This window comes from Actinokineospora iranica (genome assembly GCF_900101685.1).
Taxonomy (GTDB): Bacteria; Actinomycetota; Actinomycetes; order Mycobacteriales; family Pseudonocardiaceae; genus Actinokineospora; species Actinokineospora iranica.
The window spans coordinates 290075-313303 of the sequence record NZ_FMZZ01000005.1; the positions used below are offsets into that span (position 1 = coordinate 290075).

A 23229-nucleotide genomic window follows, 5' to 3' on the forward strand; every position below is an offset into this window, starting at 1 on the left:
GCACTCCAATAAGTGACGGGCAGTGCGTCGGAGCACATCTTCACGAAACGCAAGAGTGGTATCGCGGACGAATTCGGGTTGCCGCTACTGGCCGTGTCGGGGTGGCCCATTCGGCCGGGCTAACCACCTCATCCACTGGAGTGCTCCCCCGCCCGCGGTCGTTTCGGCCGGTAGGAGCGGGGTAGGCCATGGTGGTGGACGTCGTTGTGCTGGGGCAGATCGCGCGGGACCTCGTGCTCGTCGTGCCCGAGGTCCCCTCGGTAGGCGGCACGACGCCGGTTCGGCGGCGGCGGGAGATGCTGGGCGGCAAGGGCGCCAACATCGCCGTGGCGCTCGCGCAGCTTGGCGCGTCCGTCGGGCTGGTCGGGGTCGTCGGTGACGACGAGGTGGGTGGGCAGCTGATCGCGAAGGCGGCAGCCGACGGGGTGGACACGGCGGCGGTGGCGCGGCGGCCCGGCGTCGAGACCGGGCTGATCACCGAGGTGCTCACCGAGGACGGCGGTTGGCGCTACCTGGAGGACCTGCCCGAGCACGTGCTGCTGACCGAGGCGGACGTGGTCGACGCCGAGCCGATGCTGACGGCCGCGTCCACCGTGGTGGTGCAGTTGCAGCAGCCTGCCGCCGCGGTGCACGCCGCGGTGCGGCTGGCCAAGGCGGCGGGCCGCCGGGTCGTGCTCGACGGGGCGCCGCCGGAGGACGCGTGCCGGAAGGGTCTGCTGGCCGCGGCCGACGTCCTGCGGGCCGACCACCGCGAAGGCGAGGCGCTGACCGGCGTGCGCCTCGACAGCGTCGACGCGGCCCGGCGCGCGGGCCGGGCGCTGTTGGCCGAGGGGCCGTCCCTGGTCGCGCTGGCCGTGGACGGGGTGGGCAACGTGTTCGTCTGGTCGGGCGGGCACTTGGCGCTGCCCCTGGTCGGCGACGCCGTGGACACCACCGGTGGCGGCGACTCGTTCGTCGCCGCGATGACCTGGGCGCTGCTGCGCGGCGCCGACCCCCGCGCGGCGGCGCGGCTCGCGGTGGCCGCGTCCGGCGCCACCGTCGGGCGGCCGGGTGGCAGGCCGGAGCTGACGCCGCAGGTGCTGCGCACCAACCTGGCCCGCCTCGACCTGGCCATGTCGTCCTAAGTGGCCACCTCATCCTCGCTGTCCTCGCTGTCCTCGCTAGACGCCGGGGCTTCGAGCAGCGTCACCGTGGCCGTCCGAACCGCCGCGACCAGGGGCACGGCCAGCAGCGCCCCCGCCACCCCGGCCAGGTGCACGCCGATCGCGACGGCCAGCACGACGACCAGCGCGTGCAGGCGCACCGCGTTGCCCATCAGCAGCGGTTCCAGGACGTTGCCCTCCAGTTGCTGCACCCCGATCACGATCAGCGCCACGATCACCGCGACCACCGGACCCTGGCTGACCAGGGCCACCGCCACCGCCAGCAGTCCGGACACGAACGCCCCCACCAGCGGGACGAACGCGCCGAGGAACACCACCGCCGCCAGCGGCACGACCAGCGGCACCCCCGTGGCCCACAGCCCCACCCCGATGCCAACCGCGTCGATCACCGCGATCGCCACCGTCGCCCGGGCGTAGGCGCTGAGCTCGCCGAACACCCGCCGCCCCGCCTCAGCCAGCCGATGCCGCTGAGGGGCGAACGGCCGGATCAGACCGGCCCACAACCGGGGCCCGTCATGCACGAGCATCACCAGGATGAACAGCGTCAGAACCACCCCGGTCAACACGGACCCGACCGTGGAGAACGCCCCCCACACCCCGCTGACCAGCGAGTCCTTCTGCCCCGTCACCCACCCCTTGGCCTGGCCTGCGAGCCGGTTCAACTCGTCGGCGTCCAGCCCCAGCGTCCCCGCGGCCCAGTCCCGCAACCGCCCGTAGCTCTCTCCCAGGCTGTTCCCCAGCGCGGGCATCCCCGCCACGACCGACCGCACCACGAACCACAGCAGCCCACCCACCACGGCCAGCCCGCCGACCACCACCCCCGCCGTGGCCAACCCCCTCGGCACCCCACGCCCGACCAGCCACCGCGCGGGCGGCCCGAACAGGGCGGCCAGCAGCACCGCAACCCCGAACGGAACCGTGACCACCGACAACCGCCCCACGACGGTCACCACCAACCACACCGCCCCGGCGATGAGCAACAGCCGCAACGACCACGCGGCAAGGCTCCGCAGCACACGCCCGACATCGACCCGCGCCCCGGCGGGCTCTGGAGGAGTGGTCACACTGCCCCGGGTAACCCCGCGCCCCGCTCCGAAACGTCCCCTTGGTCACCCTCAGGCCCCTGAGAGCCCCCGCCAGGACATACCCGAGCACTGCCAGTCAGCACCAACGCCCGCCCAGCGCCCGATGGGCGCAGGAGGGCACCCGCCCCTCACCAACCCAGCGCCCGCCCGATGCTCGACGGGAGCGGTGCGGCCAACCCGAGCATCTGCCAGGCAGAACCAGCGCCGCCCAGTGCTCGCTGGTTGCACCCTATCGAGCAACCCACCAGAACCCCCACAGAGCCAAGCGATCAAGCAGCAGCAGACTCCCGATGCTCCAACCGGGCCAAAGCCTCGGCAAGCCGCCCCCGATAAACCTCAACCGAAGCCAACTTCACCTCTTCATACCCCCGCACAAGATCCGGCAACTCAGCGATCTCCACCGCCAGCTCATACCGATCCAACGACCGCACCAGCCGCGCCACCAGTTCCACATACTCCGCCACCAGGGCACGCTCAACCTTGCGCACCCGAGCCCGCCCGAACGGATCGAACGGCGTCCCCCGCAGCAGGCGCAACCCCCGCAGCACCCCGAAAACCACCCGAGCGGACCGCTTCAGAGTGATTTTCCGACGCCACCCCAGCGCCCGCAGCACCGGCGGATGCAGCTGATACCCCAGAACAGCGCCAACCCCATGCCGCGACTCGATCTCAGCCCGCAGCGCGGGGTCCAGGTGCAACCGGGCGACCTCGTACTCGTCCTTGTAGGCCATCAGCTTGAACAGATTCCGCGCCACAGCCTCCGCGACCCGCCCCGGCAGCCCGGCGGCCCGCTCGGCTTCGGCCACAGTGGACACGACATCCACATACCGCTGCGCGTAAGCCGCGTTCTGATAGGCCACCAGCTGCGGCACCCGAATATCCAGCAGCCGCCGCAGTTCCCCGCTGAACCCGGTCACCATCGGCGACGGCGCAGGGGCGGGTGAGGGCGCGTCAGCCAACCACCCCGGCTCAAGAACAGCCTTCCGCCCGGCCCGGAACGCCTGGATCGTCGCGCTCACACCAACGCCGTTGAGTTCGATCGCACGCTCGATGGCCGCCGCGGGCATCGGCAGCACGCCCAGCTGGTAAGCCGCCCCGACGACCAGGAAGTTCGCCGCAGCAGTGCCACCGAGCAGCCGTTCCGCCAGATCGAGCGCGTCGAACGCCCGCACCCGGGCCGTCCGCGCGGAGATCCGGCTGACCAAGCCGTCCGGGTAGGACACGCCAGGGTCGACAACCATCTGCCCGGTCGGCACCTCGGACGTCGACACGACCGCCACTGTCCGCGCGCTGTCGCACCGGGACAGAGTGGTCTCGTTCGCCGCGGCCAGCGCGTCGAACGCGAGGTACCCGTCGGCCATCCCGGCGGGCACCAGCCCGGGAACCGCCCTGGGCGAAGGTGTGACGCGCAGATGCGACACCACCGCCCCCGCCTTCTGGCTCAGCCCGGTCTGGTCGAGCGCCCGCGCGTCGAGGCCGCTGAGCAGCGCGGCCGTGGCGAGCACCTGGTTCGTGGTGACCACCCCGGTGCCGCCGATGCCGACCATCACCAGATTCGCCGACGCGGGCAGGGAATCGGGCTCGGGCAGGTCGGCGGGAAGCGGGTCGCTGGCGAGTTTCCTCTTGCCTCCCTTGCCAGGGATCACCGTCAGGAACGACGGGCAGTCGCCGAGCAGGCAGGAGTAGTCCTTGTTGCAAGAGGTCTGGTCGATGCGGGTCTTGCGGCCGAACTCGGTGTCGACCGGCTCGACGCTCAGGCAGTTCGACTTGCGGCCGCAGTCCCCGCAGCCCTCGCACACGGATTCGTTGATATGCACCAGTTTCGCCGGTTCCGGGGCGAGTCCGCGTTTGCGCTTGCGGCGTTTCTCGGCCGCGCACTCCTGGTCGTAGAGGATCACCGTGACCCCGGGCGTCGCGCGCAGTTCCCGCTGCACGGCGTCGAGGTCGTCGCGGTGGCGCACCCGCGTTCCCCGCGCCCATTTCGTGCCGCGCCGGTACTTTCGCGGATCGTCGGTGACCACGACGGTTTTCGCGACGCCCTCGGCGCGCAGCAGGTCGGTGACCGCGGCCGGGTCGATCGAGCCGTCCGCGTGCTGCCCGCCGGTCATCGCGACCGCCGCGTTGTAGAGCAGCTTGAACGTGATCGTGGTGCCCGCCGCGACCGCCTGGCGGATCGCGAGGCTGCCGGAGTGGAAGAACGTGCCGTCGCCGAGGTTCTGGAACAGGTGCTCGGTGTCGCTGAACCGCTCCGCGCCGACCCAGCTCATGCCCTCCCCGCCCATCTGCGAGAAGCCCGCGCTGCGGTCCATGAACGTGGTCATGGTGTGGCAGCCGATGCCCGCGCCCGCGATGGAGCCGTCGGGGACCTCGGTGGACCGGTTGTGCGGGCAGCCGGAGCAGAAGAACGGGGTGCGGTTGACCGGTGTCAGCGTCAACGCGGGCAGCCGCGGCCGCAGCGCGGGATGGCGCAGGTCGACGTGCTCGCGGCCGATCCGGTCGGCGAGGAACCGGCCGAGCGCGACGACGAGCCGGTCGGCGTCCAGCGCGCCGTCGACCGGGACGAGCGTCTTGCCGTCTGGCCCGCGTTTGCCGTGGACCCGCGGCCGCACGGCCTGGTCGAACAGCGCTTCCTTCACCTGCGCCTCGATGAACGGCCGCTTGTCCTCGACGACAACCAGGTCGTCCAGGCCGTCGGCGAACCGGGCCAGCAGGTCGCGGTCGAGCGGGTGGACCATGCCCAGCCGCAGCACCCGCACACCGCGGCGGACCAGCGCGTCCTCGGTCAGCCCGAGCCGGTCGAGCGCGTCCCGCAGGCAGGCGTAGGTGTGCCCGGACGCCACGATCCCCAGGCGCGCGTCGGACACCGCGCCCTCGATCCGGTTGAGCCCGTTGGCCGCGCCGAACGCGACCGCCGCCGCGAGCCTGCCTTCCAGCACCTCGCGTTCCAGCGCCAGCCCCTCGGGGATGCCCACCCCGGGCCGGTGCGTCGGCGTCCACGGGCGACCGTCCCACTCGAACCGCGGGGTCACGATCTCCGGGACCGCGCCGAGGTCGACGGCCTCGTAGGCGTCCCCGATGTTCGTCACGATGGTGAACCCGGCCCACGCCCCGCTGAACCGCGACATCTCGAACCCGAACCGCCCCAGCCGCAGCACGTCGGCCACGTCCACGGGCGCCAACACCGGCAGGTGGCACTCGGCCAGCGCCATGGTCGAGTTCGACGGCAGCGACGACGACTTGCTGGCCGGGTCGTCCCCGGCGACCACCAGCACCCCGCCCCGCGGTGTCGTCCCCATCCAGGTGCCGTGCTTGATGGCGTCCGCCGACCGGTCCACCCCGGGCGCCTTGCCGTACCAAAGCCCGAACACGCCCTCGAACCGCGCCCGGGGAAGCTGCGGCGCGAGCTGGGAGCCGTAGACGACCGTCGCGGCCAGTTCCTCGTTGACCCCGGGAATGAACTCGATGCCATGCTCGGCGAGCAACCCGGCGTGCCGGTCCAGCACCTGGTCCAACCCCGCCAGCGGCGACCCCCGGTACCCCGACACGAGCCCCGCCGTGCGCCACCCCCGAGCCTGGTCCGCCCGGTGCTGGTCGACGAGGAGTCTGCCGAGCGCCTGCACACCGGTGAGCGCGCCGGGCCCGTCGACCCTGCGCAGGACCTCGGCGGGCTGGTAGTCGGCCAGCGACTCGCTCATCGATCTCACACCTTTCGGTCCGCGCCGCGCGCCGTGGGGAATCAGAACGGGCTTGGGTGAGCGCTGCGCAAGACTCCGATTGAGACCTTAAGCGGCCCGAGGACACCCCGGCCAACGGCCCGAGGCCAGGGCACGCGCGGACGGGGCCGCCCCTGACGTCACCCGGCTGGGTGATCGCGCGGCCGCGGTGGTCATGCGGGCTTGCTGGACCAGTGGATCGCCAGGTAGGAAATCAGAGCGGTCAGGGTGGGGCCGTCGCTGATGTGTCCGCCACGAGCGGGGCCGTGTCCGCGCTGAGATTCACGTGTCCGGTGCGCGCGGCCTTTCGCGTGTTCGAGTCGGAGGGGGGCGGGTGCTCCCACTTGACCACCGGCGCAGCTAGACGGGTTCCAGCACACGGGCGTTCCAGTCGGTGTGGTGGTCGTACATCCACCGCAGGTCGCTGGTGGGCATCAGCTTGAACAGCGCGGGCAGGACGACCCGGCCGATCGGGCCGAGGGCCTTGGCGCTGCCGCTGCGCTTGCCGTGCCGCACGACCCGTTCGACGCGCTCGCGGCGCAGGGACTCGTACGCCCGCAGTGCCCGGTCTGTCGGGAGGTCGCGCAGGCAGCGGGCCAAGACCACGGCGTCCTCCAGTGCCATCGACGCGCCCTGCCCTGCGGCGGGGGAGGTGGCGTGCGCCGCGTCGCCGATGATGACCATGCGGTCGCGGTGCCAGGTGGGGACGCGGGGGAAGTCGTAGGTGTTCCACGGCGGCATGATCACCGGGGTGGCCTCGATGAGCCTGCGGGGCAGGTCGCCGTCGTCGGCGAACAGGTCGATCAGGCGGGCGCGCCAGGCGTCCGAGGTGATCTCGGCGAGGGCGGCGGGGGGCGATTCCGTGCGCTGGGCGACATTGGCGAACCACCACGCTTCGCCGTCCGGGCTGGGCAGGACGCCGAAGAAGGCGCGTTTGCCGAACATCATCTTGCTCACGCCGGGTTCGAGGCCCGCGTCGACGCCGACCGCGAAGCCGCCGGTGTTGAGCAGCGGCACGTAGCGCGCGGCGGGCGCGTCCGGGTCGATGATCGTGCGCACGACCGACTGGAGTCCGTCGGCGCCGACCAGCAGGTCGCCCTCGGCGGTGGCGCCGTCGGCGAAGCGGGCGACGCCGTCGGCGAAGTCGACCAGCCGTTTGCCGTACTCGACGGGGATGCCGCGGCGGACGGCCTCGTCGCGCAGGGCCATGTAGAGGTCGGCGCGGCTCAGCGTCAGCGAGGTCATGCCGTCGGCGCGCTCGCCGACCAGGGACGCCTCGCCCAGCGGTCGGTCCGGTCCGATGGTCAGCCGGATGCGGGTGGTCTCGATGCCCGCGGCGCGCACGACCTCGTGCAGGTCCAGGGCGCGCAGCGCGTCCATGCCGTTGGGGGCGAGGGTGAGGAAGGCGCCCACGCCGTCCGCGGTGCGCTCGTACGCCTCGAACACGGTGGCGTCGATCCCCGCCTGGCGCAGTGCCATGGCGGTCGCCGGTCCCGCGATGCCGCCGCCGATGATGAGAACTCTTCGCAAAGTCATAGTATGACTATACATAATATGACCACGACCGGCAAGCGGCTAGGGTTGCCGCCATGACGAGCAGGTCCCACCGCCGCTCTCCGCTCGCGCTCGTGCTGCTTGTGCTGCTGGCGGAGGAACCGATGCACCCGTATCGGATGCGCGACCTGATTCGGGAGCGCGGCAAGGACAAGGTCGCCAACGTCGCCCAGCGCAACAGCGTCTACCAGACGGTCGAGCGCCTTGAGCGGGTCGGACTGATCCGCGTGCAGGGCGTCAAACGCGGCGAAGGCCGCCCCGACCGCACGGTCTACGAGCTGACGCCCGAGGGCTCCCGCACGATGGTCGAGTGGCTGACCGCCATGCTTTCCGCCCCGGTCAACGAGTTCCCCGAGTTCCCCGCCGCCCTCGCCTCGATGGTCATCCTGACGCCCGAGGACGTGGCCGCCTGCCTCGCGGCCAGGGCGGACGCGCTCGAGCGCGAACTGGCCGACATCGAGGCGGACTTGGCGTCGGTGCCGCGGGTGTTCCTGCTGGAGGACGAATACCGGTTCGTGATCGGCCGCGCCGAGGTCGAGTGGCTGCGCGGGGTCGTCGCCGACCTGCGCTCGGGGGAGCTGGGCTGGACCCACGAGTGGCTGCGGACGATGCTGAACCCCTGAGCGTGCGGGCCGATTCCGTGATTGGCTCGGGGTATGGACTACTTCGCCCACCTCGCCAGGGACTACGCCCGGCTGCGCGCGGTAGCCGCGCCCGCGTTGTCGGCGCCGGTCCCCACGTGTCCTGAGTGGACAGTCGCGGACCTGGTCCGGCATGTCGCCGTCGTCTACCTGCACAAGGCCGCGACGATGCGGTTGAACGCCTGGCCGGAGCCGTGGCCCCCGGACCTGTCGGACACCGACCCGCTGCGGGTGCTCGACGCGGGCCACACGGAACTGATGGACCAGTTGACGTCCCGGCCGCCGACAGCGGAGACCTTCACCTGGTATCCGCCGGACCAGACGGTCGGGTTCTGGATTCGGCGGCTGACTCAGGAAACCGTGGTGCACCGCATCGACGCCGAACTCGCCGCGGGCGTGCCGTCCGCCCCCGTCCCCGCGGACCTGGCCACCGACGGCGTCGACGAGGTCGTGACCCGGTTCCTCGCCTTCGCCTCGGCCGCCTCCCCGCCCCGCTTCGCCACCGTCGAACACCTCCTCGACGGCCGCACCGTCCGCGTCGAGGCGGGCGCATCGTCCTGGTTCGTGACCCTCGCCGCCCCTATCGCCGTCTCCTTCGCGGGTGAGCCTGACGCGACTGTCCGCGGCGAACCCGACGCCGTCTTCCGCTGGCTCTGGCGCCGCTCCGACGCCACCGCGCTCACCCTCGACGGCGACCCCGCTCTGATCGACGCACTGCACCAGGTCCTCGGCCCCGCGACGGTGTAGTGCCCGCGCCGACCGTGTTCATGATCGCGAGTTATCCACAGGCGCGGCGTTCTCCCTCCCGGACCGTGACCTGCGTCGATAACCTGGAGCAGGGCTCGGCCGACCGCCTGCCCGCACACCGAGTGCTCGTCGTGAGACTGACTGACTGACTGACTGACTGAAGGGAGTATCCGATTGGCGTGGTGAGACCTGAGCGTGGGCAACGCTTGTCAAGCCTGGCATCGCGGAACCGTCACGGACGTGATCAGCGGGCGGGGAGTCCTTGGCGGCTTCGGGTCGGCGCCGACCCGAAGCCGTCCACAGTGGACTCGCGTGGGCTCCGGCGAAGAGCCGTCACGGTGACGGCCTGGGACGCCATTGACGGGGGAAGAGAAGCGCTTCGATACATGAGCCATGTCCCTCCCCGAGAGTCGTTGGCCGGTCGTGGTCGCCTTCGCCGCTCTCGGCGTCGCGACGCAGGTCTGCTGGCTCGCCTACGCGCCCATGACGACCGAGGCCGCGGCGCACTTCGGGGTGTCGGAGCAGGCCGTGGGATGGCTGGCGAACATCTTCCCGCTGCTGTTCATCGTTCTCGCCATCCCGGCGGGGGCTGCCCTCGACCGCCGTGGGCGTGGGCGCGGTGATCTCGGTGTCCGCCGCCGTCGCCGCGGGGGTGGCGCTGTGGGTGCCGCCGCCGTACCTCGGCGCGCGTCCGGCCGCGTCGTCCCGCGAACCGGCCGGACCTGGCACGTCGTTGCCCGTGTTGCCTGCCGCTGGGCCTGGCAGGCCGCCGGCCGGGTTGCCCGCCGCAGGGGCGGGTGGGCTGTTGCCGGGGCTGTCCGCGGGCGGGCCCGGTGCGTCGTCGCCTGAGTTGCCTGCGGGCGGGTCGGGTGGGTCGTCGCCGGGGCTGTCTGGCGTTGGGGCGGGCGCGCTGGTCGGGGCGTGGCGCTCGCCGGGGGTGCTGGTGCCGGCCGGGGTGGTGTTTCTGGGGTGGGCATCTTCATCTCGCTCGCCACCTGGCTGGAACCGCTGCTCGTCCCCGCGGGCGTCCCAGCGGAGACCAGCGGCGCGCTCCTGCTGGCGATCCTGGTCACCGGGGTCGTGGGCTGCGTCGTCGTTCCGCCGTCCGCCCGCGCGGGCACGCGGGCGCGCACGCTGGGGCTGACCGGGATCGTGACGGCCACGTCGTGTGTCCTGCTCGCCGTCTCGCCCACCCCGGCCGTCGGGATCGCCGCGGCGCTGCCGGTCGGATTCCTGCTCCTTGCCGTGCTGCCGGTGGCACTGTCGCTGGTCGAGGGCGCGGGCTCGCCGTCGGCCGGGGCGATCACGTCGATCCTCTGGCTGAGCGGCAACGCGGGCGGGATCGCGGTGTCCTTCTGCGTCGGGCAGCTGCTCGACGTGCCCTCGGTCGTGTTCGTCCTGTTCGCCGCGCTCGCCCTGGGCATGGCGGCGCTCGCCCGGTGGCTAGAGCATGGCGGCTATGAGGTAGCCGGAGCCGACGGCCATGACCAGCTGGCACCCGGCGGCCACCCGCGCGTCGGCCAGGAGTCCGGAACCGGACCGCCGCAGCGCGACCTGGCCTAACCGCACCGCCTGGACCGCGAAGAAGGCCACGAACGCCCAGCCGAGCAGCGGCAATGCCGCCTGCCCTGTGTGCGGTCCGGGAGTCCACGCCGACGACATCGCGTGCGCGCTGTGCGGCACCGCCGTCAGCATGTAGAGCATCGCCAGGCCGGCGACCGCGTGGTGCAGGTCGGAGCCGTGCCAGCCGACCGGGGGCGGTCGGTCACCGGCCAGCAGCCATGACGCCAGGAACCAGCCAGTGACCAGGACGAACACCGTCTGCCAGCCTGCCATCGGCAGCGGCCCGCCGACCGGGGAGCACATCACCGCCATGCCCGCGGCCATCGCCGTGTGCGCGACGTCCACCGCTCGGTGGCAGCCGTGGTAGCCGGACGGGAACCGCCCGGCGGCGACGAGCCGGGCGACGCTGTACCCGGCGATCCCGAGGAACGCCAAGGTGAGCACCCACCCTAACCACTCCGGGGCGGCCACACGGCTGTCCCGGCTACCGGGCCGGAGCCTGCTCGCCGAGCAGGCCGGGGCTCGTCGGGACATGCTGGCCGAAGTCGGCACGGACGATCTTTGGCATGGGTCAACAATCGCAGACAAACCTTTGCGTAACCAGAGTGCAACCAGGCGATTACCGCGGGCGCGAATGGCCGGTGCCGGTGACCGCCCGTGGCGGTCCCGATGGTGGCTCGGCCGAAATCGCTGCACTAAGTTCAACCCGGGACTGGGGTTCGACCCGGGACTGGGCCAAGCTGGCGTCACAGCCAGGTAACCCCCGGGGGAAAGCGGGCATGGTGGGCGTGCAGGTGTTGTTGAGTGTGTCCCTGTGGACGCATCCATGGTGACCGCGGCTCCGCCCGAGGCCGAGCGGCCTTCTGTGCTGCGGAAAGCGACCCGGTCGGCCACGACCACGCCCGGGCGGCTGTCGGTGATCGCGGTCGGGTTGCTGCTGCTCACCGTCGTGACCGGCCTCATCGGCGCGCTCACCCTGCAGGGCAAACAGGCCACCCTCGACGACCTGGTCGACCGCCGCGAGCCGCTGGCCGCCGCCGCGCAGCAGATCTTCCGGTCGCTGTCGGACGCCGACGCGACCGCGGCCAGCGCGTTTCTCTCCGGCGGCGTCGAGCCCGCCGACCTGCGCGCCCGCTACGAGCGCGACATCGCCCAGGCGGGCATGGCGCTGGGCAAGGCGTCCTCGGACGTCGGCGGCGACTCGAACGCCAGCGACCAGGTCGCGATCCTGTCCCAGCAGCTTCCCGTCTACACGGGCCTGATCGAGACCGCGCGCTCCAACAACCGGCAGGGCTTCCCCGCTGGCGCGGCGTACCTGCGCGAGGCGTCCGGGCTGATGCGCTCGAAGATCCTGCCCGCGGCCGAGCGGCTCTACGACATCGACTACGAGCGGCTTACCGCCGAGCAGAAAGACGCGCGGTCGTTCCCGTGGGCCGCGGCGGTGCTCGTGCTGGGGCTGCTCGGCGCTCTTGTCGCCACACAGCGCTACCTGACCCGTAAGACCAACCGGCTCCTCAACGTCGGCCTGGTCACCGCGACCGTGGCCGTGGTCGTCGGGCTGCTCTGGGCCACGGTGGCGCTGCTGGTCGAGGCGGCGCACGTGGCCGACGCCGAGCGCAACGGCTCCCAGCAGGTCGACGTGCTGGTCCAGGCCAGGATCAACTCCCTCAAGTGCCGCGCCGACGAGACCCTGACCCTGGTCGCCCGCGGCGACGGCCCCGGCTACGAGCGGGAGTGGCAGCAGCTTTCGGCCACCATCACCGGCGAAGGCGACGCCAACCTGCTCCGCCAGGCCAAGGCCCTCGCCTCGGACGACGCCATCGCGGGCGAGGTCCAGCAGGCGGTGGACAACGCCGACGCCTGGCTCGCCGCGCACCGCAAGGTCCGCGAACTCGACGACAGCGGCCAGTACGAGGAAGCCGTGCGCTTCGCCATCGGCGACGCCCCCGACAGCGCGGCGGCCGCCTTCGGCAAGCTCGACAAGAACCTGATCACCGCCCTCAACGCGGGCCGCCAGGAGTTCTTCACCCAGACCACGCGCGCGGGCCAGGCGCTCACCGGCCTGGTGCCGGGCGTGGTCGTGCTCGCGCTCGTGGCGGCCATCGGCATCACCATGGGCATCCGGGACCGACTGCGGGAGTACCGATGAGGCGTCTGACCGCGGCGCTGGCCGTCGCCATGGCCTGCCTGGCCACCGCCTGCTCGGCGACCGGCGCGCCGGTCGACCTGGCCACCGTCGAGTCCGTCGAGCGCCCCAAACCGGTCGGCGTCGAGACGAACCCGCCCACGACCACCGGCGCGGCTGCCCAGGTCCCGCCGTGCGACCCGGGGGCCAGCCTGCGCCCCGGCCCGCTGCCCGCCCCCGGCGCCATGCCGGTCGGCTCGACGATGCGGGCCATCCAGGAGCGCGGCAGGCTCATCGCGGGCGTCGACCAGAACACGTTCCTGTTCGGCTTCCGCAACCCCACCAGCAACGCCCTCGAAGGCTTCGACATCGACCGCGTCCGGGAAGTCGCCGCGGCCATCTTCGGCGACCCCAACAAGGTCCAGTACAAGGTGATCACCTCCGCCGAGCGCATCGACGCGTTGAAGAACGGCGAGGTCGACATCGTCGTGCGCACCATGACCGCCACCTGCGCCCGCTGGGTCGACATCAACTTCTCGGCCATCTACTACACCGCGGGCCAACGCCTCCTGGTCGACCGCTCCTCCCCGATCACCGGCATAGACCAGTTGGGCGGCAAACAGGTCTGCGCCGCGAAGGGCTCCACCTCGCTGAACCGCCTGCGCGAGTCCCCGGCGCCGCCGGAGGTCGTCGCGGTCGACAACTGGTCGGACTGCTTGCTGATGCTGCAACAGGGCCAGGTGGTCGCGGTGTCCACAGACGACACGATCCTCGCCGGGATGGTCGCCCAGGACCCCAACGTGAAGATGGTCGGCCCGAAGTTCACCGAGGAGCCGTACGGCATCGGCATCCCCAAACAGAACGAGGACATGGTGCGCTTCGTCAACGGCGTGCTGGAAAAGTCCGTCGCGGACGGCTCCTGGGCAGGCAGCTACAACCACTGGCTCGCCCGCTCCGGCGAACAGGCCGCCCCGCCCACCCTTCGTTACCGGGACTGAGGCGCACCCATGACCAACTGGACCCCACCAGCCGACGACACCCCCCGCCCCGACCCGGCAGGCGAAAACCGCCCCACCGGGCCCGCGGAAACCCCGGCCGCGGACCGCCAACCGCAGGACCCCAACCGCCCCGGCACCCAGGGCAGGCCCTGGCCCCAGCAGCCCCCGCAGCCCCAGCAGCAGAACCCGCAGCAGAACCCGCAGCAGCGCGCGCCGGGGCAGACCGGCGGCCAGCCGCACCCGCGGCAACCCGCTCCCCAGCGGGGCCATGGCAGCCAACAGGGACAGCAGGACCCGCGCGCGGGCGGCACCCAGGCGGGCCCACCCGCCCAGACCGGCGGCCCCTTCGCGGGCCAGCCCGCTTTCCAGGGCCAGCCACCCGCCCCAGGCGCGCAGGGCCACGGCCAGCACCCGCAAAGCCAGCAGGGCTCACCGCAGTCACCCGGCCAGCCCCACGGGCACGCTCAGCCGCCGCAGGGCCAGCACTTCCCGCAGGTTCAGGGACAGCCCGGCTCTCGCGGCCAGTCGCCCACGCACGGTCCGCAGGGCCAACCCGCCCAGGGCCAGGCGCACCCGCAGGGCCAGGCCGCTTCCCCGGGACAGCCCGAGCCCCGGAGCCAGTCGGCCGTCCACGGCGGCCCGCCTTCGTCAGGCAGGCCGTACCCGCAGGGGCAGCCCGGCCAGCCGCACCCACCGAGCCAAGCCCCTGCCCAGGGGCAATCCCAGCCTCAGGGACAGCAGTCCCAGGGACAGCCGCAGTCCCAGGGACAGCCACAGTCCCAGGGACAATCGCAGTCCCACGGGCAGCCGCCCGCGCCAGGCCACTCACTTCCGCAAGGGCAGCCCGAGTCGCGTGGGCATTCGTCCACGCACGGTCAGTCGCATCCGCAGGGGCAGGCGCAGTCCCCGGGCCAGTCCGAGTCCCGTGGGCGTTCGGGCACCCAGGGGCAGCCATACCCGCAGGGCCATGCCTCCGCCCAGGGGCAGCCGCAGTCTCAGGGGCAGGCACAGTCTCAGGGACAGGCACAGTCTCCGGGACAGGCACAGTCTCCGGGGCAGCCGTATCCGCAGGGGCAGGCTGAGTCGCGTGGGCGTTCGTTCACGCAGGGGCAGCCGTATCCGCAGGGGCAACCCCCGGGGCAGGGCAGGCCAGGGCAGCAGCCCCCGCAGGGCCGCCAGCCCTCGCCCGGCCACCCGCAGACCCAGGGCAGGCAGTTCCCGGGGCAGTACCCGCCCGGTCAGCGGCAGTCCGGGCAACCGGCGGGCCAGCACCGCGCCCCGGGCCAGTCCGTCGGCCAGCCGTATCCCCAGCAGCAGAACCAACCCCGGCCGCCGCAGCCGCCGCCTGGGCAGGGCCCGAGTCAGCCGCCGGTGCCGCCGGAGTGGCCAGCGGACGTGCCCGTGCCCAACGTGGCCCCGCGGCAGCCCGGGGTCCTGCCCGAGACCGCGCTTGGCGCCGACGAGCCGCAGCCCACCAGCGTGCTGGGCATGACCACGCTCACCCAGAGCATCGTCCCGCCCAAGCCGGAAGAGTCCGCTGAGCAGCCCGAGCGGAAGCCGGACCCGCGGCCCGAGCCGCAGCAGGCCAAGACCCGGTCCGACAGCGCGCCGGTCACCGGGTCCAGTTCGTTCCCCGGCACCAGTCGCCGCACGGGGTCGCGGGCGTCCGGGCGGGGGCGGTTGGGCGCGGGCCTGGTCGAGGTGCCGATCGTCCCGGTGAAGGACCCGGCGAGCGCGGTCCTGGAAGACCCGGTCGTGTCGGAGAACAAGCGGTTCTGCAACAACTGCGGCGCCGAGGTCGGCCGCGGCAAGGACGGGAAGCCGGGCGACCCGGAGGGCAACTGCCCGACGTGTGGGCAGGCGTTCAACTTCCGGCCCCGGCTGTTCCGCGGGGATCTGGTCGGCGGGCAGTACGAAGTGCTCGGCAGCATGGCCTACGGCGGTCTCGGCTGGATTTACCTGGCCAAGGACCACAACGTCAGCGACCGGTGGGTCGTGCTCAAGGGCATGATCGACACCGGCGACGAGACGTCGATGGCCTCGGTGCTGGCCGAGCGCCGGTTCCTGGCCGAGGTCGAGCACCCGAACGTCGTCAAGATCTACAACTTCGTCGAGCACCCGGACCCGGGCACCGGCACGCTGGTCGGGTACATCGTCATGGAGTACGTCGGCGGCCAGTCGCTGCGTGAACTCGCGCTCGAGCACCACCGCGAGGCGGGCCGCGCGGAGCCGCTGCCGATCGGGCAGGTGATCGCGTACGGGCTGGAGATCCTGCCCGCGATCGGGTACCTGCACAGCATCGACATGCTCTACTGCGACCTCAAGCCGGACAATGTGATCCAGACCGGCGAGCAGCTCAAGCTCATCGACCTCGGCGCGGTCCGCAAGACCGACGACTACGAGAGCCCGCTGTTCTTCACCGCCGGGTACGCCGCCCCGGAGCTGGCCACCGAGGGCGCAACGGTCGCGTCCGACATCTACACCGTCGGCCGCACTCTGGCTGTGCTGTCCATCGAGTTCGCCGGCTACACCACCCGCTACAAGCACACCCTGCCCGGCCCGGACTCCGAGCCGCTGTTCGCGCTTTTCGGCAGCTACTACCGCGTCCTCAAGCGCGCGACGCACGCCGACCCGGCGCAGCGGTTCGCCTCGGCTGAGGAGATGGCCGACCAGCTCACCGGCGTGCTGCGCGAGGTCATGGCGCTGGGCACCGGCCGCCCGCGCCCCGGACTGTCCACTGTGTTCAGTGTGGAGACCAGGACGTTCGGCGCGGGCCTGGTCGTGGCCGAGCGCGGGGAAATCCTGCCCGCGCCCGATCCGGTCGAGGTGGCGACCGTGCTGCCACTGCCCCTTGTGGACACTGACGACCACGCGGCCGCGATCCTGGCGAGCATCACCGCCACCGAGCCAGCCGAACTGGTCGCCGCGCTGATGAACGCGCCACAGGATTCCATCGAGGTCCGCCTGCGGCTGGTGAAGGCCCGCATGGAGCAGGGCGACCTGCGTGCGGCCGGGTCCGAACTGGAGGCGGCCCGCAGGCTCGTCACCGACCCGGCGGACTGGCGCCCGGACTGGCTCCACGGCTTGCTGGCCCTGGCCAACCGAGCCCCGCAGATCGCCCGCGACTCCTTCGACCGGGTCTACGACGCGGTTCCCGGCGAGATCGCCCCGAAGCTGGCCCTCGCGGTCAGCGCCGAGCAGGCTGGCGACCACTTCGCCGCCGCCCGCTACTACGAACTGGTGTGGCGCACGGACCATTCGTTCGTGAGCGCGGCGTTCGGACTGGCCAGGGTCTACCTCGCCCAGGGCGCCCGTTCCGGTGCGATCGAGGTGCTGGAGTCCGTGCCGGACACCTCCAGCCACCACGTGGCCGCCCAAGTCGCCGCCATCAAGATCAAAACCCGGGCGCACGAAGCCGAGAAACTGGTCGAGCACGAGCTGCACGACGCCGCGAAACGCTTGGAGCGCTTGGCTTTGGACGCTGAGCGCCGCACGCAGCTCTCGGTGGAGGTGCTGGAATCCGCTTATGGCTGGGTGAAGGCGGGCAAGCCGGGCGCCAACCCCGCCAACGCCAACCGGGCGGTCCTCGGCTGCGCGTTGTCCGAACGCGAACTGCGCTTTGGGCTGGAGCGCTGCTACCGCGCCTTGGCTCGGCTCGCGGGCACGCCTGAACAGCGCCATGAGCTGGTCGACAAGGCCAACGCTATTCGTCCTCGTACGCTGACTTGATCGGTTGCTCGGTTCTGTCTGCTTGGCTCGTGGGCTCGGGCAGGAGGGTGCACAAGGGCACTTGACCGACCGCCCCCGACCGTGTCCACAACGGCCTGTTCCGGCTTTTCGCGCCCCCGCAGCCCCCACAACAAAGCCCCACCCACCCTGGGGGCTGACCCCGCTCCAGTCTATCGGGCTAGGCCGACAATCGAGGCAGGAACGATCTTGCCTGTGGATAACTCGGTCGTCAGCGGTCGTCAGCGGGGGCCGGGTGGGGTGAGTTCGATGACTGTGATGTCCGGGGGTGCGCCGACGCGGACGGGTGGGCCCCAGACGCCCGCGCCGTTGGTGACGTACAGCCAGGTGTCATCCACTTTGGACAGGCCGGACACGGCGGGCTGGGCCAGGGACACCATGTGGTGGAAGGGGTACATCTGGCCGCCGTGGGTGTGGCCGGAAAGTTGGAGGTCGACGCCGAGCCGGGCGGAGTCCGAGACCTGCACCGGTTGGTGGGCCAGCATCACGGTGGGGATGGTGGTGTCGCGGCCGGAAAGGGCGCGGCTCATGTCGGGGGCGTCGCCGAGGCTCTTGCCGGTCAGGTCGGTGACGCCCGCGAGGGTGATTTTCTCGCCCGCGCGGTTGATCTGGGTGTGTTCGTTGTGGAGGTAGTTCAGGCCGAGGCGTTCCAGTTCGCGGACCCACTGTGCGTAGCCCGAGTAGTACTCGTGGTTTCCGGTCACGAAGAAGGTGCCGAACGAGGAAACCAGGTCCTGTAGCGGTTCCGCTGCCCGGCCTAGTTCGGCGACCGTTCCGTCGGCCAGGTCGCCGACCATCGCGACCAGGTCGGGCTGGGTTTCGTTGATCATGCGGACGAGGCGTTCGGTGTGCGCGCGCCCCAGGAGTGGTCCCAGGTGGATGTCGCTGACCACCGCGATCCGGAAGCCGCCGAACACCGGGTTCAGGCCCCCGATCGGCACCGGGACCCGTTTGACCAGTGGCGGACTCAGCGCCGAGACCATGCCCGCGCCGACGATGCTCGTCGACGCCACCCCGGCGACGACGGCGGCGCCGCGGGCGAGGAACAGGCGTCTGCTCTCGTCCACCGCCGGTTCGGATTCCACAGTGGTCGTCGCGGTCGCTCCCAGGGGGCGGGACCAGCGGCGCAGCGCCAGGCGGGGCAGTTCCAGGACGGCCAGGATGACCAGCAGGTAGAAGAACAGCGCCAGCCAGATGTAGCCGGGCCAGGCGAACCACGCCGCCACCTCGACCCCGACGAAGCGGGGCAGCACCAGGGTCGCGGCGACCAGCACCGCGAGCACGACCAGTGCGACACCGCCGATCCGGCGGCCCGTCGGTGTGCGGGTGGTGTCCTTCACCAGGCGCTTCCACAGGTACACGTGCAGGAGCGCCACGACAACGCCGACGACCGCCAAGAACATGCCACCAGACTACGGATTCACCTCGACCGGCAGCCGTCCCAGCAGTTTCGGGTCCTGGGCGACGGCCTGGAGGTCTTCCGGCCTGCCGTGGTTGACGAAGTGGCTCAGGTCGACCAGGACGAACAGGGCCCGCGCGCGGACCGCGACCGGGCCGTCGTCGGTGTCCATTCTGCCTTCCGCGCTGACGTAGACCTTGCGGCCCGCGATTCCGTCGAGGTGGGCGTCGATGACGAGGGTGGTGCCGACCGGGACCGGGCGCAGGAAGTCGGTTTCCAGTTTCCCGGTCACGGCGGGCTTGCGCAGCAGGTTGCCGACCGTGGTGCCCAGCGCCTCGTCGAACGCGCAGGCGAGCAGGCCGCCGTGGGCGAGGCCGGGGGCGCCCTGGTGGGCCTCGGTGACGGTGAACCGGGACCGGATGGTGTGGCCGTCGCCGACCTGGGCGCGCAGGTGCAGGCCGTCTTCTTGCTGGTCGCCGCAGCCGAAGCAGCGCGCGTAGTGCTGCGGCAGGTCGGTGCCGGGCGCGGGCGCGTCCGGGTGCGCCTTCGGCGGCTCGGTGTCCACGGGCGGCCATGGCTGCTGAGTTCGGCTCATTACCTGAGCCTATGCAGGCGGTCCTCTGTGTTCGCGAACACCGCCCTTATGGCACGGTCACCAGCCTGCCGCGAGTGCTCCCGGTGATGTCTCGCAGCGACCGGCCCGCGGTCTCGGGCAGGAGGATGATCGGCACGACGGCGATCAGGGCCGCGCCCATCAGGTAGTACGCCGGGACGAGGTGGTCGCCGGTCGCGTCGACCAGCTTGGTCACGATGAACGGCGCCGTCCCGGCGAACAGGGCGGTCGAGAGGTTGTAGCCGATGGCGAAAGCGCCGTAGCGGACCTCGGTGGGGAACATCGCGGGCAGCACCGACGGGATGGTGGCGAGGAGGAACGTCAGCAGCACCCCGATCACGGCCAGCCCCAGGGTGAGCAGGACCGGGTTGCCGTCGGACATCAGGCTGAACGCCGGGATCGGCAGCACGATGAAACCCGCGCACGACGCGTAGAGCAGCGGCTTGCGGCCGATCCGGTCCGACAGCGCGCCGACCGGGGTGATGATGAGCATCATGGCGAGGATGACGCCCATGATGACCAGCAGCGGCCCGTGGCCGGTCAGCCCGAGCGCGTTGGTCAGGTAGGACTCCATGTAGGTCAACATCACGTAGTCGGCGATGTTGAGCAGCACGATGTAGCCGATCAGGTGCAGGATCGCCCGCCACTGGGTGCGCAGCACCGCCCGCAGCGGCGACTTCTTCACCTCGTGCCGCGCCGCGACCTCCCGGAACAGCGGCGTGTCCTCCAGTTTGAGCCGCAGGTACAGCCCGACCAGCCCCAGCGGCCCGGCCAGCAGGAACGGGATTCGCCAGCCCCACGAGTGCATCACATCGTCGCCGAGGACGACCGTGCTGGCCGTCACCATGCCCGCGCCGAGGAAGAAGCCGCCCAGGGTGCCGAACTCCAGCCAGCTGCCCAGGAAGCCACGCCTTTTGTCCGGGGCGTACTCCGCGATGAACGTCGCAGCGCCGCCATACTCGCCGCCAGCGGAAAAGCCCTGCACGAGCCGTGCCGCGATGACCAGGATGGGAGCCAGGACTCCCGCGGTCTGATAGGAGGGAAACAGTCCGATCGCGAATGTCGACCCGGACATCAGAATAATGGTGGTGGCCAACACTTTTTGCCTGCCGACCCGATCCCCGAGCGGCCCGAACACGAAGCCGCCGAACGGCCGCGCGACGAACGCCACCGCCAGCACCGCGAAGGTGCCGAGCACGTTCTCGGTCGGTGTGGCGGCGCTGAAGAACACGGCCCCGAGGACGGCGGGCATAAAGCCGAACACCCCGAAGTCGTACCACTCGATGCAATTGCCCATCGCAGAAGCCGCGACGGCCTTGCGGACAGCTTTCTGGTCTGGCTGGGTCCCCGACTCATCCATTCAGGCGAGGGTAGTGCCGCCCCGGGCACTACCGCTACAGCCGATTCCCCGCGCGCATTCCCGTCCACTGTGCTCCCCACGTCGACATCGCGACATGGGGAGGATTCAGCAGTTCAACTGTTCAACAATCCTACAAGTGGATAGTCCTGTCGCTGGTTGGCGAACCGAGTGTTGGCCGCCGGGGACCGCCAACCACCATCCCTAGTTCGCCTCGGCCGACATCGCCTGCCACTGGTCCCACGGCACGGCCCAGTCGTAGTAGTCGCCGTCGGCCGCGCCGAGTCGCTGGGTGCTTCCGGTGATCTCCACCGGGTCGCCCGGCAGCACCGTGTCGTAGTAGATCTTCGCGTTCGCGGGCGACAGGTTGACGCAGCCGTGGGAAACGTTGCGCTTGCCCTGGTGCGGGATCGACGGCGCGTAACCGTGCACGAACTCACCGTTGTTCGAGATCCGCACCGCCCACGGGACGACGACATTCTCGTAGTTGTACTTCGGGTTGGTCATGCCGTAGCTCGCGTGTTTGCTCATGACCACGTGGGTGCCGCTCTTGGTGACCCGCCCCGGGTCGGTTTCCAGGCCGAAGCTGGCGGGGAAGTCGTGGGTCTGGACGCCGTCGGTGATGACGACCATGCGGTGGGTCTGGGTGTCCGCCTTGACGATCTGGTGGCGGCCGATGGTGAAGGCCGAGGTGACGTCGTCGCGGCCGTAGGCGCCGCCGCCCAGGGGGATGCCGTAGATGTCGGCGGTCACCTTCACCGTGGTGCCGGGCTTCCAGTACTCCTTGGGCCGCCAGTGGGCTCTGCGGTCGTCCAGCCACGCCCACGCGCCCTCGGTCGCCGGAGCCGTCTCGACCTTGAGGGCCTTCTGGGCGGACAGCCGGTCCTTGACGGGGGCGTCGAAGGTGACCGCGATGGGCATCGCGATGCCATAGGTCCGGTCGTCGCCGGTGTTGAGCCTGGCTTTGATCTGGCTCCTGGGCTTGACCGTGGTGAAGGAGCCGCTGATGGGCGTGGTGCTGCCGTCGGCGCCGATGGCGGCGCCCGACCAGGTGTAGGTCTTGCCGTAGCCGAGGTCTTCCGCGACGGCCCACGTCTTCTTGTCCTCGGTGAAGGCGCCCTTGACCTCCTTGCCGTCGGGGTTGGTGAGGGTGACCGATCGCAGGGCGCCGTCGGTCACGGTGACTGAGGCCGGGGCGCCGGGGCTGACGTCCTTGGCGTCGGCCGCCGGGGTCGCGGTGACCGTGGCGGGTGCGGCGACCTGTGCCACGGGAGCGCTCGCGGCGGCGGCTCCGCCGGTGGTGCAGCCGGTGAGCGCGAGCGTGGCGACGAGGCCCGCTCCGAGGAACGCGACCAGGAGTTGGCGACGTCCCGTGTGTCTGCGCTTGTCCATCCTGCTTCCTTTCCCCCACAACCGAGTGACCCCCCTATCGACGCCGCGGCGGCCTGTGACGTTGGCCGGGAAGGCCGGTGAGGCGCATCACAATTAGTGGAAAGCGGCGGCGAGTTCGGAGAGCGATCCAGTGGCTTCGGAGCGTGCCGAATGACATCACCCGCTTGGGCTAGCCGAGCGCCCATCAGGCAGTAGTGCGCGTCCGAGAGAGCCGATAGTCTTTCCCTCGCAGGCCGTAGTTTCTGTGTTCGTGCTATTCACGCTCGCGGAACGACAACGCGGGCGCGCTGCTTTTCCGCTGCAGTGGGCGGAGGCATCGCCCGAAGGCGGCCCGGGGTTGCACGGTGTAACCCCAAGCTCCTGCGATGGAGGCAGGTTTATGGCACAGGGCACTGTCAAGTGGTTCAACTCCGAGAAGGGCTTCGGCTTCATCGCGCAGGACAACGGCGGCGCCGATGTCTTCGTGCACTACTCGGAGATTCAGGCCAAGGGTTTCCGCACCCTTGAGGAAAACCAGCGGGTTGAGTTCGAGGTCGGTCAGGGCACCAAGGGCCCGCAGGCCACGAACGTCATTCCGCTGTAAGCCGGAACACACGAGAGCCCCGGCCGCGCTCGGCCGGGGCTCTCGTGTTCGGTTGTGGTGGGCGGGCCGCTGTGGTCAGGAACGCTGAAGCTGCTGGGCTTCCCACTCCAGGCGCTGCATGACCCATTCCTGGGCCAGCGCCATGGGCGAGGTCTGCCGGTAGGCGGCCAGTTCGCGGAGTTGCTCGTTGGCCACCAGGGAGAGCCGAAGCTGGTAGACCTCGGCGCCGCCGAAGCGGCGGCCGGAACCGGTGGTCTCGGCGTCGCCCTCGGGGGCGAGCGCGGCCAGGTACGACTCGAGTTCGTCGTCGGGCAGGGCGTCCTCGGCCTGCTCTCGCTGCGGGTTGCGGTGGCGTCCCGGGTTGGCGCCGACCGCCTTGAGGTCGGTGCGGCTGCGTCCGAAAGAGGGAAAAGGCACCTGGACACGATAACGAACAGGTCGCGATCCGGCAGCGCGTGTGACTCGGGACACGGCGCACGGTCTCGTTACGTCCGGATGACCCGCGGAGACCTTCCGGCGGGCAGCGGCGGGCAGCGGCGGGCAGCGACG

Annotated in this window: 19 protein-coding genes; 9 read left to right on the forward strand and 10 right to left on the reverse strand. The window is 71.2% G+C overall.

All coding sequences use genetic code 11. The annotated features are described in order from the left end of the window. The first annotated feature begins 188 nt into the window (after positions 1 to 188). Positions 189 to 1124 carry a PfkB family carbohydrate kinase gene (locus tag BLS56_RS13250; protein ID WP_091450312.1) on the forward strand — a complete coding sequence of 312 codons (936 nt, stop codon included), beginning with the start codon at positions 189 to 191 and terminating at the stop codon, positions 1122 to 1124. Here BLS56_RS13250 and BLS56_RS13255 read toward each other — a convergent pair. From BLS56_RS13255 to BLS56_RS13265, 3 genes are all read right to left on the reverse strand, one after another. After that, positions 1121 to 2227 carry an AI-2E family transporter gene (locus tag BLS56_RS13255; RefSeq protein WP_228771601.1) on the reverse strand — a complete coding sequence of 369 codons (1107 nt, stop codon included), beginning with the start codon at positions 2225 to 2227 and terminating at the stop codon, positions 1121 to 1123. The two genes, BLS56_RS13250 and BLS56_RS13255, sit on opposite strands and share 4 nt — an antisense overlap. 290 nt (positions 2228 to 2517) lie before the next feature. After that, positions 2518 to 5943, reverse strand: coding sequence for an indolepyruvate ferredoxin oxidoreductase family protein (locus BLS56_RS13260; protein WP_091450314.1), 3426 nt, complete (start codon positions 5941 to 5943; stop codon positions 2518 to 2520). 378 nt (positions 5944 to 6321) lie between these two features. Then, positions 6322 to 7497: an FAD-dependent oxidoreductase gene (locus BLS56_RS13265; RefSeq protein ID WP_324187520.1), complete on the reverse strand. Its 1176-nt coding sequence runs from the start codon at positions 7495 to 7497 to the stop codon at positions 6322 to 6324. Between the two features lie 53 nt (positions 7498 to 7550). Here BLS56_RS13265 and BLS56_RS13270 point away from each other — a divergent pair, with 53 nt between their 5' ends. The 4 genes from BLS56_RS13270 (at position 7551) to BLS56_RS30610 (ending at position 10466) form a co-directional block, all read left to right on the forward strand. Next, positions 7551 to 8138, forward strand: coding sequence for a PadR family transcriptional regulator (locus tag BLS56_RS13270; RefSeq protein WP_091450315.1), 588 nt, complete (start codon positions 7551 to 7553; stop codon positions 8136 to 8138). A 33-nt stretch (positions 8139 to 8171) separates the two neighbouring features. After that, a complete protein-coding gene (locus tag BLS56_RS13275) occupies positions 8172 to 8903 on the forward strand; it encodes a maleylpyruvate isomerase family mycothiol-dependent enzyme (RefSeq protein ID WP_091450316.1) in 732 nt (243 codons plus the stop codon). 393 nt (positions 8904 to 9296) lie between these two features. Then, on the forward strand, positions 9297 to 9752 hold the full coding sequence (locus BLS56_RS31390) for a hypothetical protein (RefSeq protein WP_175482805.1): 456 nt from the start codon (positions 9297 to 9299) through the stop codon (positions 9750 to 9752). A gap of 120 nt (positions 9753 to 9872) precedes the next feature. Next, the gene (locus BLS56_RS30610; RefSeq protein ID WP_139190657.1) at positions 9873 to 10466 is read left to right on the forward strand and encodes a hypothetical protein; all 594 of its coding nucleotides are present in this window, start codon (positions 9873 to 9875) and stop codon (positions 10464 to 10466) included. Here BLS56_RS30610 and BLS56_RS13285 read toward each other — a convergent pair. Next, positions 10347 to 11000 carry a DUF5134 domain-containing protein gene (locus BLS56_RS13285; protein WP_175482806.1) on the reverse strand — a complete coding sequence of 218 codons (654 nt, stop codon included), beginning with the start codon at positions 10998 to 11000 and terminating at the stop codon, positions 10347 to 10349. The genes BLS56_RS30610 and BLS56_RS13285 overlap by 120 nt on opposite strands. 292 nt (positions 11001 to 11292) lie before the next feature. Between BLS56_RS13285 and BLS56_RS13290 the strand changes: the two genes are divergently transcribed. Together BLS56_RS13290 and BLS56_RS13295 are read left to right on the forward strand one after the other, a co-directional pair. Continuing rightward, positions 11293 to 12615 (forward strand): hypothetical protein, encoded by a 1323-nt coding sequence (locus BLS56_RS13290; protein ID WP_091450318.1) that lies wholly within the window; start codon positions 11293 to 11295, stop codon positions 12613 to 12615. Beyond that, complete coding sequence (locus BLS56_RS13295) at positions 12612 to 13589, forward strand: glutamate ABC transporter substrate-binding protein (protein WP_228771603.1); 978 nt, start codon at positions 12612 to 12614, stop codon at positions 13587 to 13589. The genes BLS56_RS13290 and BLS56_RS13295 overlap by 4 nt, the downstream gene beginning before the upstream one ends. 438 nt (positions 13590 to 14027) lie before the next feature. Here BLS56_RS13295 and BLS56_RS13300 read toward each other — a convergent pair whose 3' ends face one another. Next, the gene (locus BLS56_RS13300; protein WP_091450319.1) at positions 14028 to 14222 is read right to left on the reverse strand and encodes a hypothetical protein; all 195 of its coding nucleotides are present in this window, start codon (positions 14220 to 14222) and stop codon (positions 14028 to 14030) included. A gap of 768 nt (positions 14223 to 14990) precedes the next feature. On the opposite strand from BLS56_RS13300, the gene BLS56_RS13305 reads away from it, so the two are divergent. Continuing rightward, positions 14991 to 17318: a serine/threonine-protein kinase gene (locus BLS56_RS13305; protein WP_407640510.1), complete on the forward strand. Its 2328-nt coding sequence runs from the start codon at positions 14991 to 14993 to the stop codon at positions 17316 to 17318. Between the two features lie 239 nt (positions 17319 to 17557). On the opposite strand, the gene BLS56_RS13310 is transcribed toward BLS56_RS13305, so the two are convergent. The 4 genes from BLS56_RS13310 to BLS56_RS13325 all read right to left on the reverse strand — a co-directional run bounded on the left by BLS56_RS13310 (position 17558) and on the right by BLS56_RS13325 (position 22097). Continuing rightward, positions 17558 to 18739, reverse strand: a complete 1182-nt coding sequence (locus BLS56_RS13310; RefSeq protein ID WP_091450320.1) for a metallophosphoesterase — start codon at positions 18737 to 18739, stop codon at positions 17558 to 17560. Positions 18740 to 18748: 9 nt separating this feature from the next. Continuing rightward, positions 18749 to 19330, reverse strand: a complete 582-nt coding sequence (locus BLS56_RS13315; protein ID WP_091450321.1) for a PaaI family thioesterase — start codon at positions 19328 to 19330, stop codon at positions 18749 to 18751. Between the two features lie 46 nt (positions 19331 to 19376). Next, complete coding sequence (locus tag BLS56_RS13320) at positions 19377 to 20708, reverse strand: MFS transporter (RefSeq protein ID WP_091450322.1); 1332 nt, start codon at positions 20706 to 20708, stop codon at positions 19377 to 19379. A gap of 201 nt (positions 20709 to 20909) precedes the next feature. Beyond that, the gene (locus tag BLS56_RS13325) at positions 20910 to 22097 is read right to left on the reverse strand and encodes a L,D-transpeptidase (RefSeq protein WP_091450323.1); all 1188 of its coding nucleotides are present in this window, start codon (positions 22095 to 22097) and stop codon (positions 20910 to 20912) included. Positions 22098 to 22476: 379 nt separating this feature from the next. Between BLS56_RS13325 and BLS56_RS13330 the strand changes: the two genes are divergently transcribed. Continuing rightward, positions 22477 to 22680, forward strand: coding sequence for a cold-shock protein (locus BLS56_RS13330; RefSeq protein WP_091450324.1), 204 nt, complete (start codon positions 22477 to 22479; stop codon positions 22678 to 22680). Positions 22681 to 22755: 75 nt separating this feature from the next. On the opposite strand, the gene BLS56_RS13335 is transcribed toward BLS56_RS13330, so the two are convergent. Next, positions 22756 to 23097, reverse strand: coding sequence for a hypothetical protein (locus BLS56_RS13335; protein ID WP_091450325.1), 342 nt, complete (start codon positions 23095 to 23097; stop codon positions 22756 to 22758). Positions 23098 to 23229 lie beyond the last annotated feature (132 nt).

What these genes read in the sequence shown, in the direction of transcription:
- BLS56_RS13250 (WP_091450312.1), top strand. Translation starts at nt 189, where the DNA reads ATGGTGGTGGACGTCGTTGTGCTGGGGCAGATCGCGCGGGACCTCGTG.
- BLS56_RS13260 (WP_091450314.1), bottom strand. Translation starts at nt 5,943, where the DNA reads ATGAGCGAGTCGCTGGCCGACTACCAGCCCGCCGAGGTCCTGCGCAGG.
- BLS56_RS13265 (WP_324187520.1), bottom strand. Translation starts at nt 7,497, where the DNA reads ATGACTTTGCGAAGAGTTCTCATCATCGGCGGCGGCATCGCGGGACCG.
- BLS56_RS13270 (WP_091450315.1), top strand. Translation starts at nt 7,551, where the DNA reads ATGACGAGCAGGTCCCACCGCCGCTCTCCGCTCGCGCTCGTGCTGCTT.
- BLS56_RS13275 (WP_091450316.1), top strand. Translation starts at nt 8,172, where the DNA reads ATGGACTACTTCGCCCACCTCGCCAGGGACTACGCCCGGCTGCGCGCG.
- BLS56_RS31390 (WP_175482805.1), top strand. Translation starts at nt 9,297, where the DNA reads ATGTCCCTCCCCGAGAGTCGTTGGCCGGTCGTGGTCGCCTTCGCCGCT.
- BLS56_RS13285 (WP_175482806.1), bottom strand. Translation starts at nt 11,000, where the DNA reads ATGTCCCGACGAGCCCCGGCCTGCTCGGCGAGCAGGCTCCGGCCCGGT.
- BLS56_RS13290 (WP_091450318.1), top strand. Translation starts at nt 11,293, where the DNA reads ATGGTGACCGCGGCTCCGCCCGAGGCCGAGCGGCCTTCTGTGCTGCGG.
- BLS56_RS13295 (WP_228771603.1), top strand. Translation starts at nt 12,612, where the DNA reads ATGAGGCGTCTGACCGCGGCGCTGGCCGTCGCCATGGCCTGCCTGGCC.
- BLS56_RS13310 (WP_091450320.1), bottom strand. Translation starts at nt 18,739, where the DNA reads ATGTTCTTGGCGGTCGTCGGCGTTGTCGTGGCGCTCCTGCACGTGTAC.
- BLS56_RS13315 (WP_091450321.1), bottom strand. Translation starts at nt 19,330, where the DNA reads ATGAGCCGAACTCAGCAGCCATGGCCGCCCGTGGACACCGAGCCGCCG.
- BLS56_RS13320 (WP_091450322.1), bottom strand. Translation starts at nt 20,708, where the DNA reads ATGGATGAGTCGGGGACCCAGCCAGACCAGAAAGCTGTCCGCAAGGCC.
- BLS56_RS13325 (WP_091450323.1), bottom strand. Translation starts at nt 22,097, where the DNA reads ATGGACAAGCGCAGACACACGGGACGTCGCCAACTCCTGGTCGCGTTC.
- BLS56_RS13330 (WP_091450324.1), top strand. Translation starts at nt 22,477, where the DNA reads ATGGCACAGGGCACTGTCAAGTGGTTCAACTCCGAGAAGGGCTTCGGC.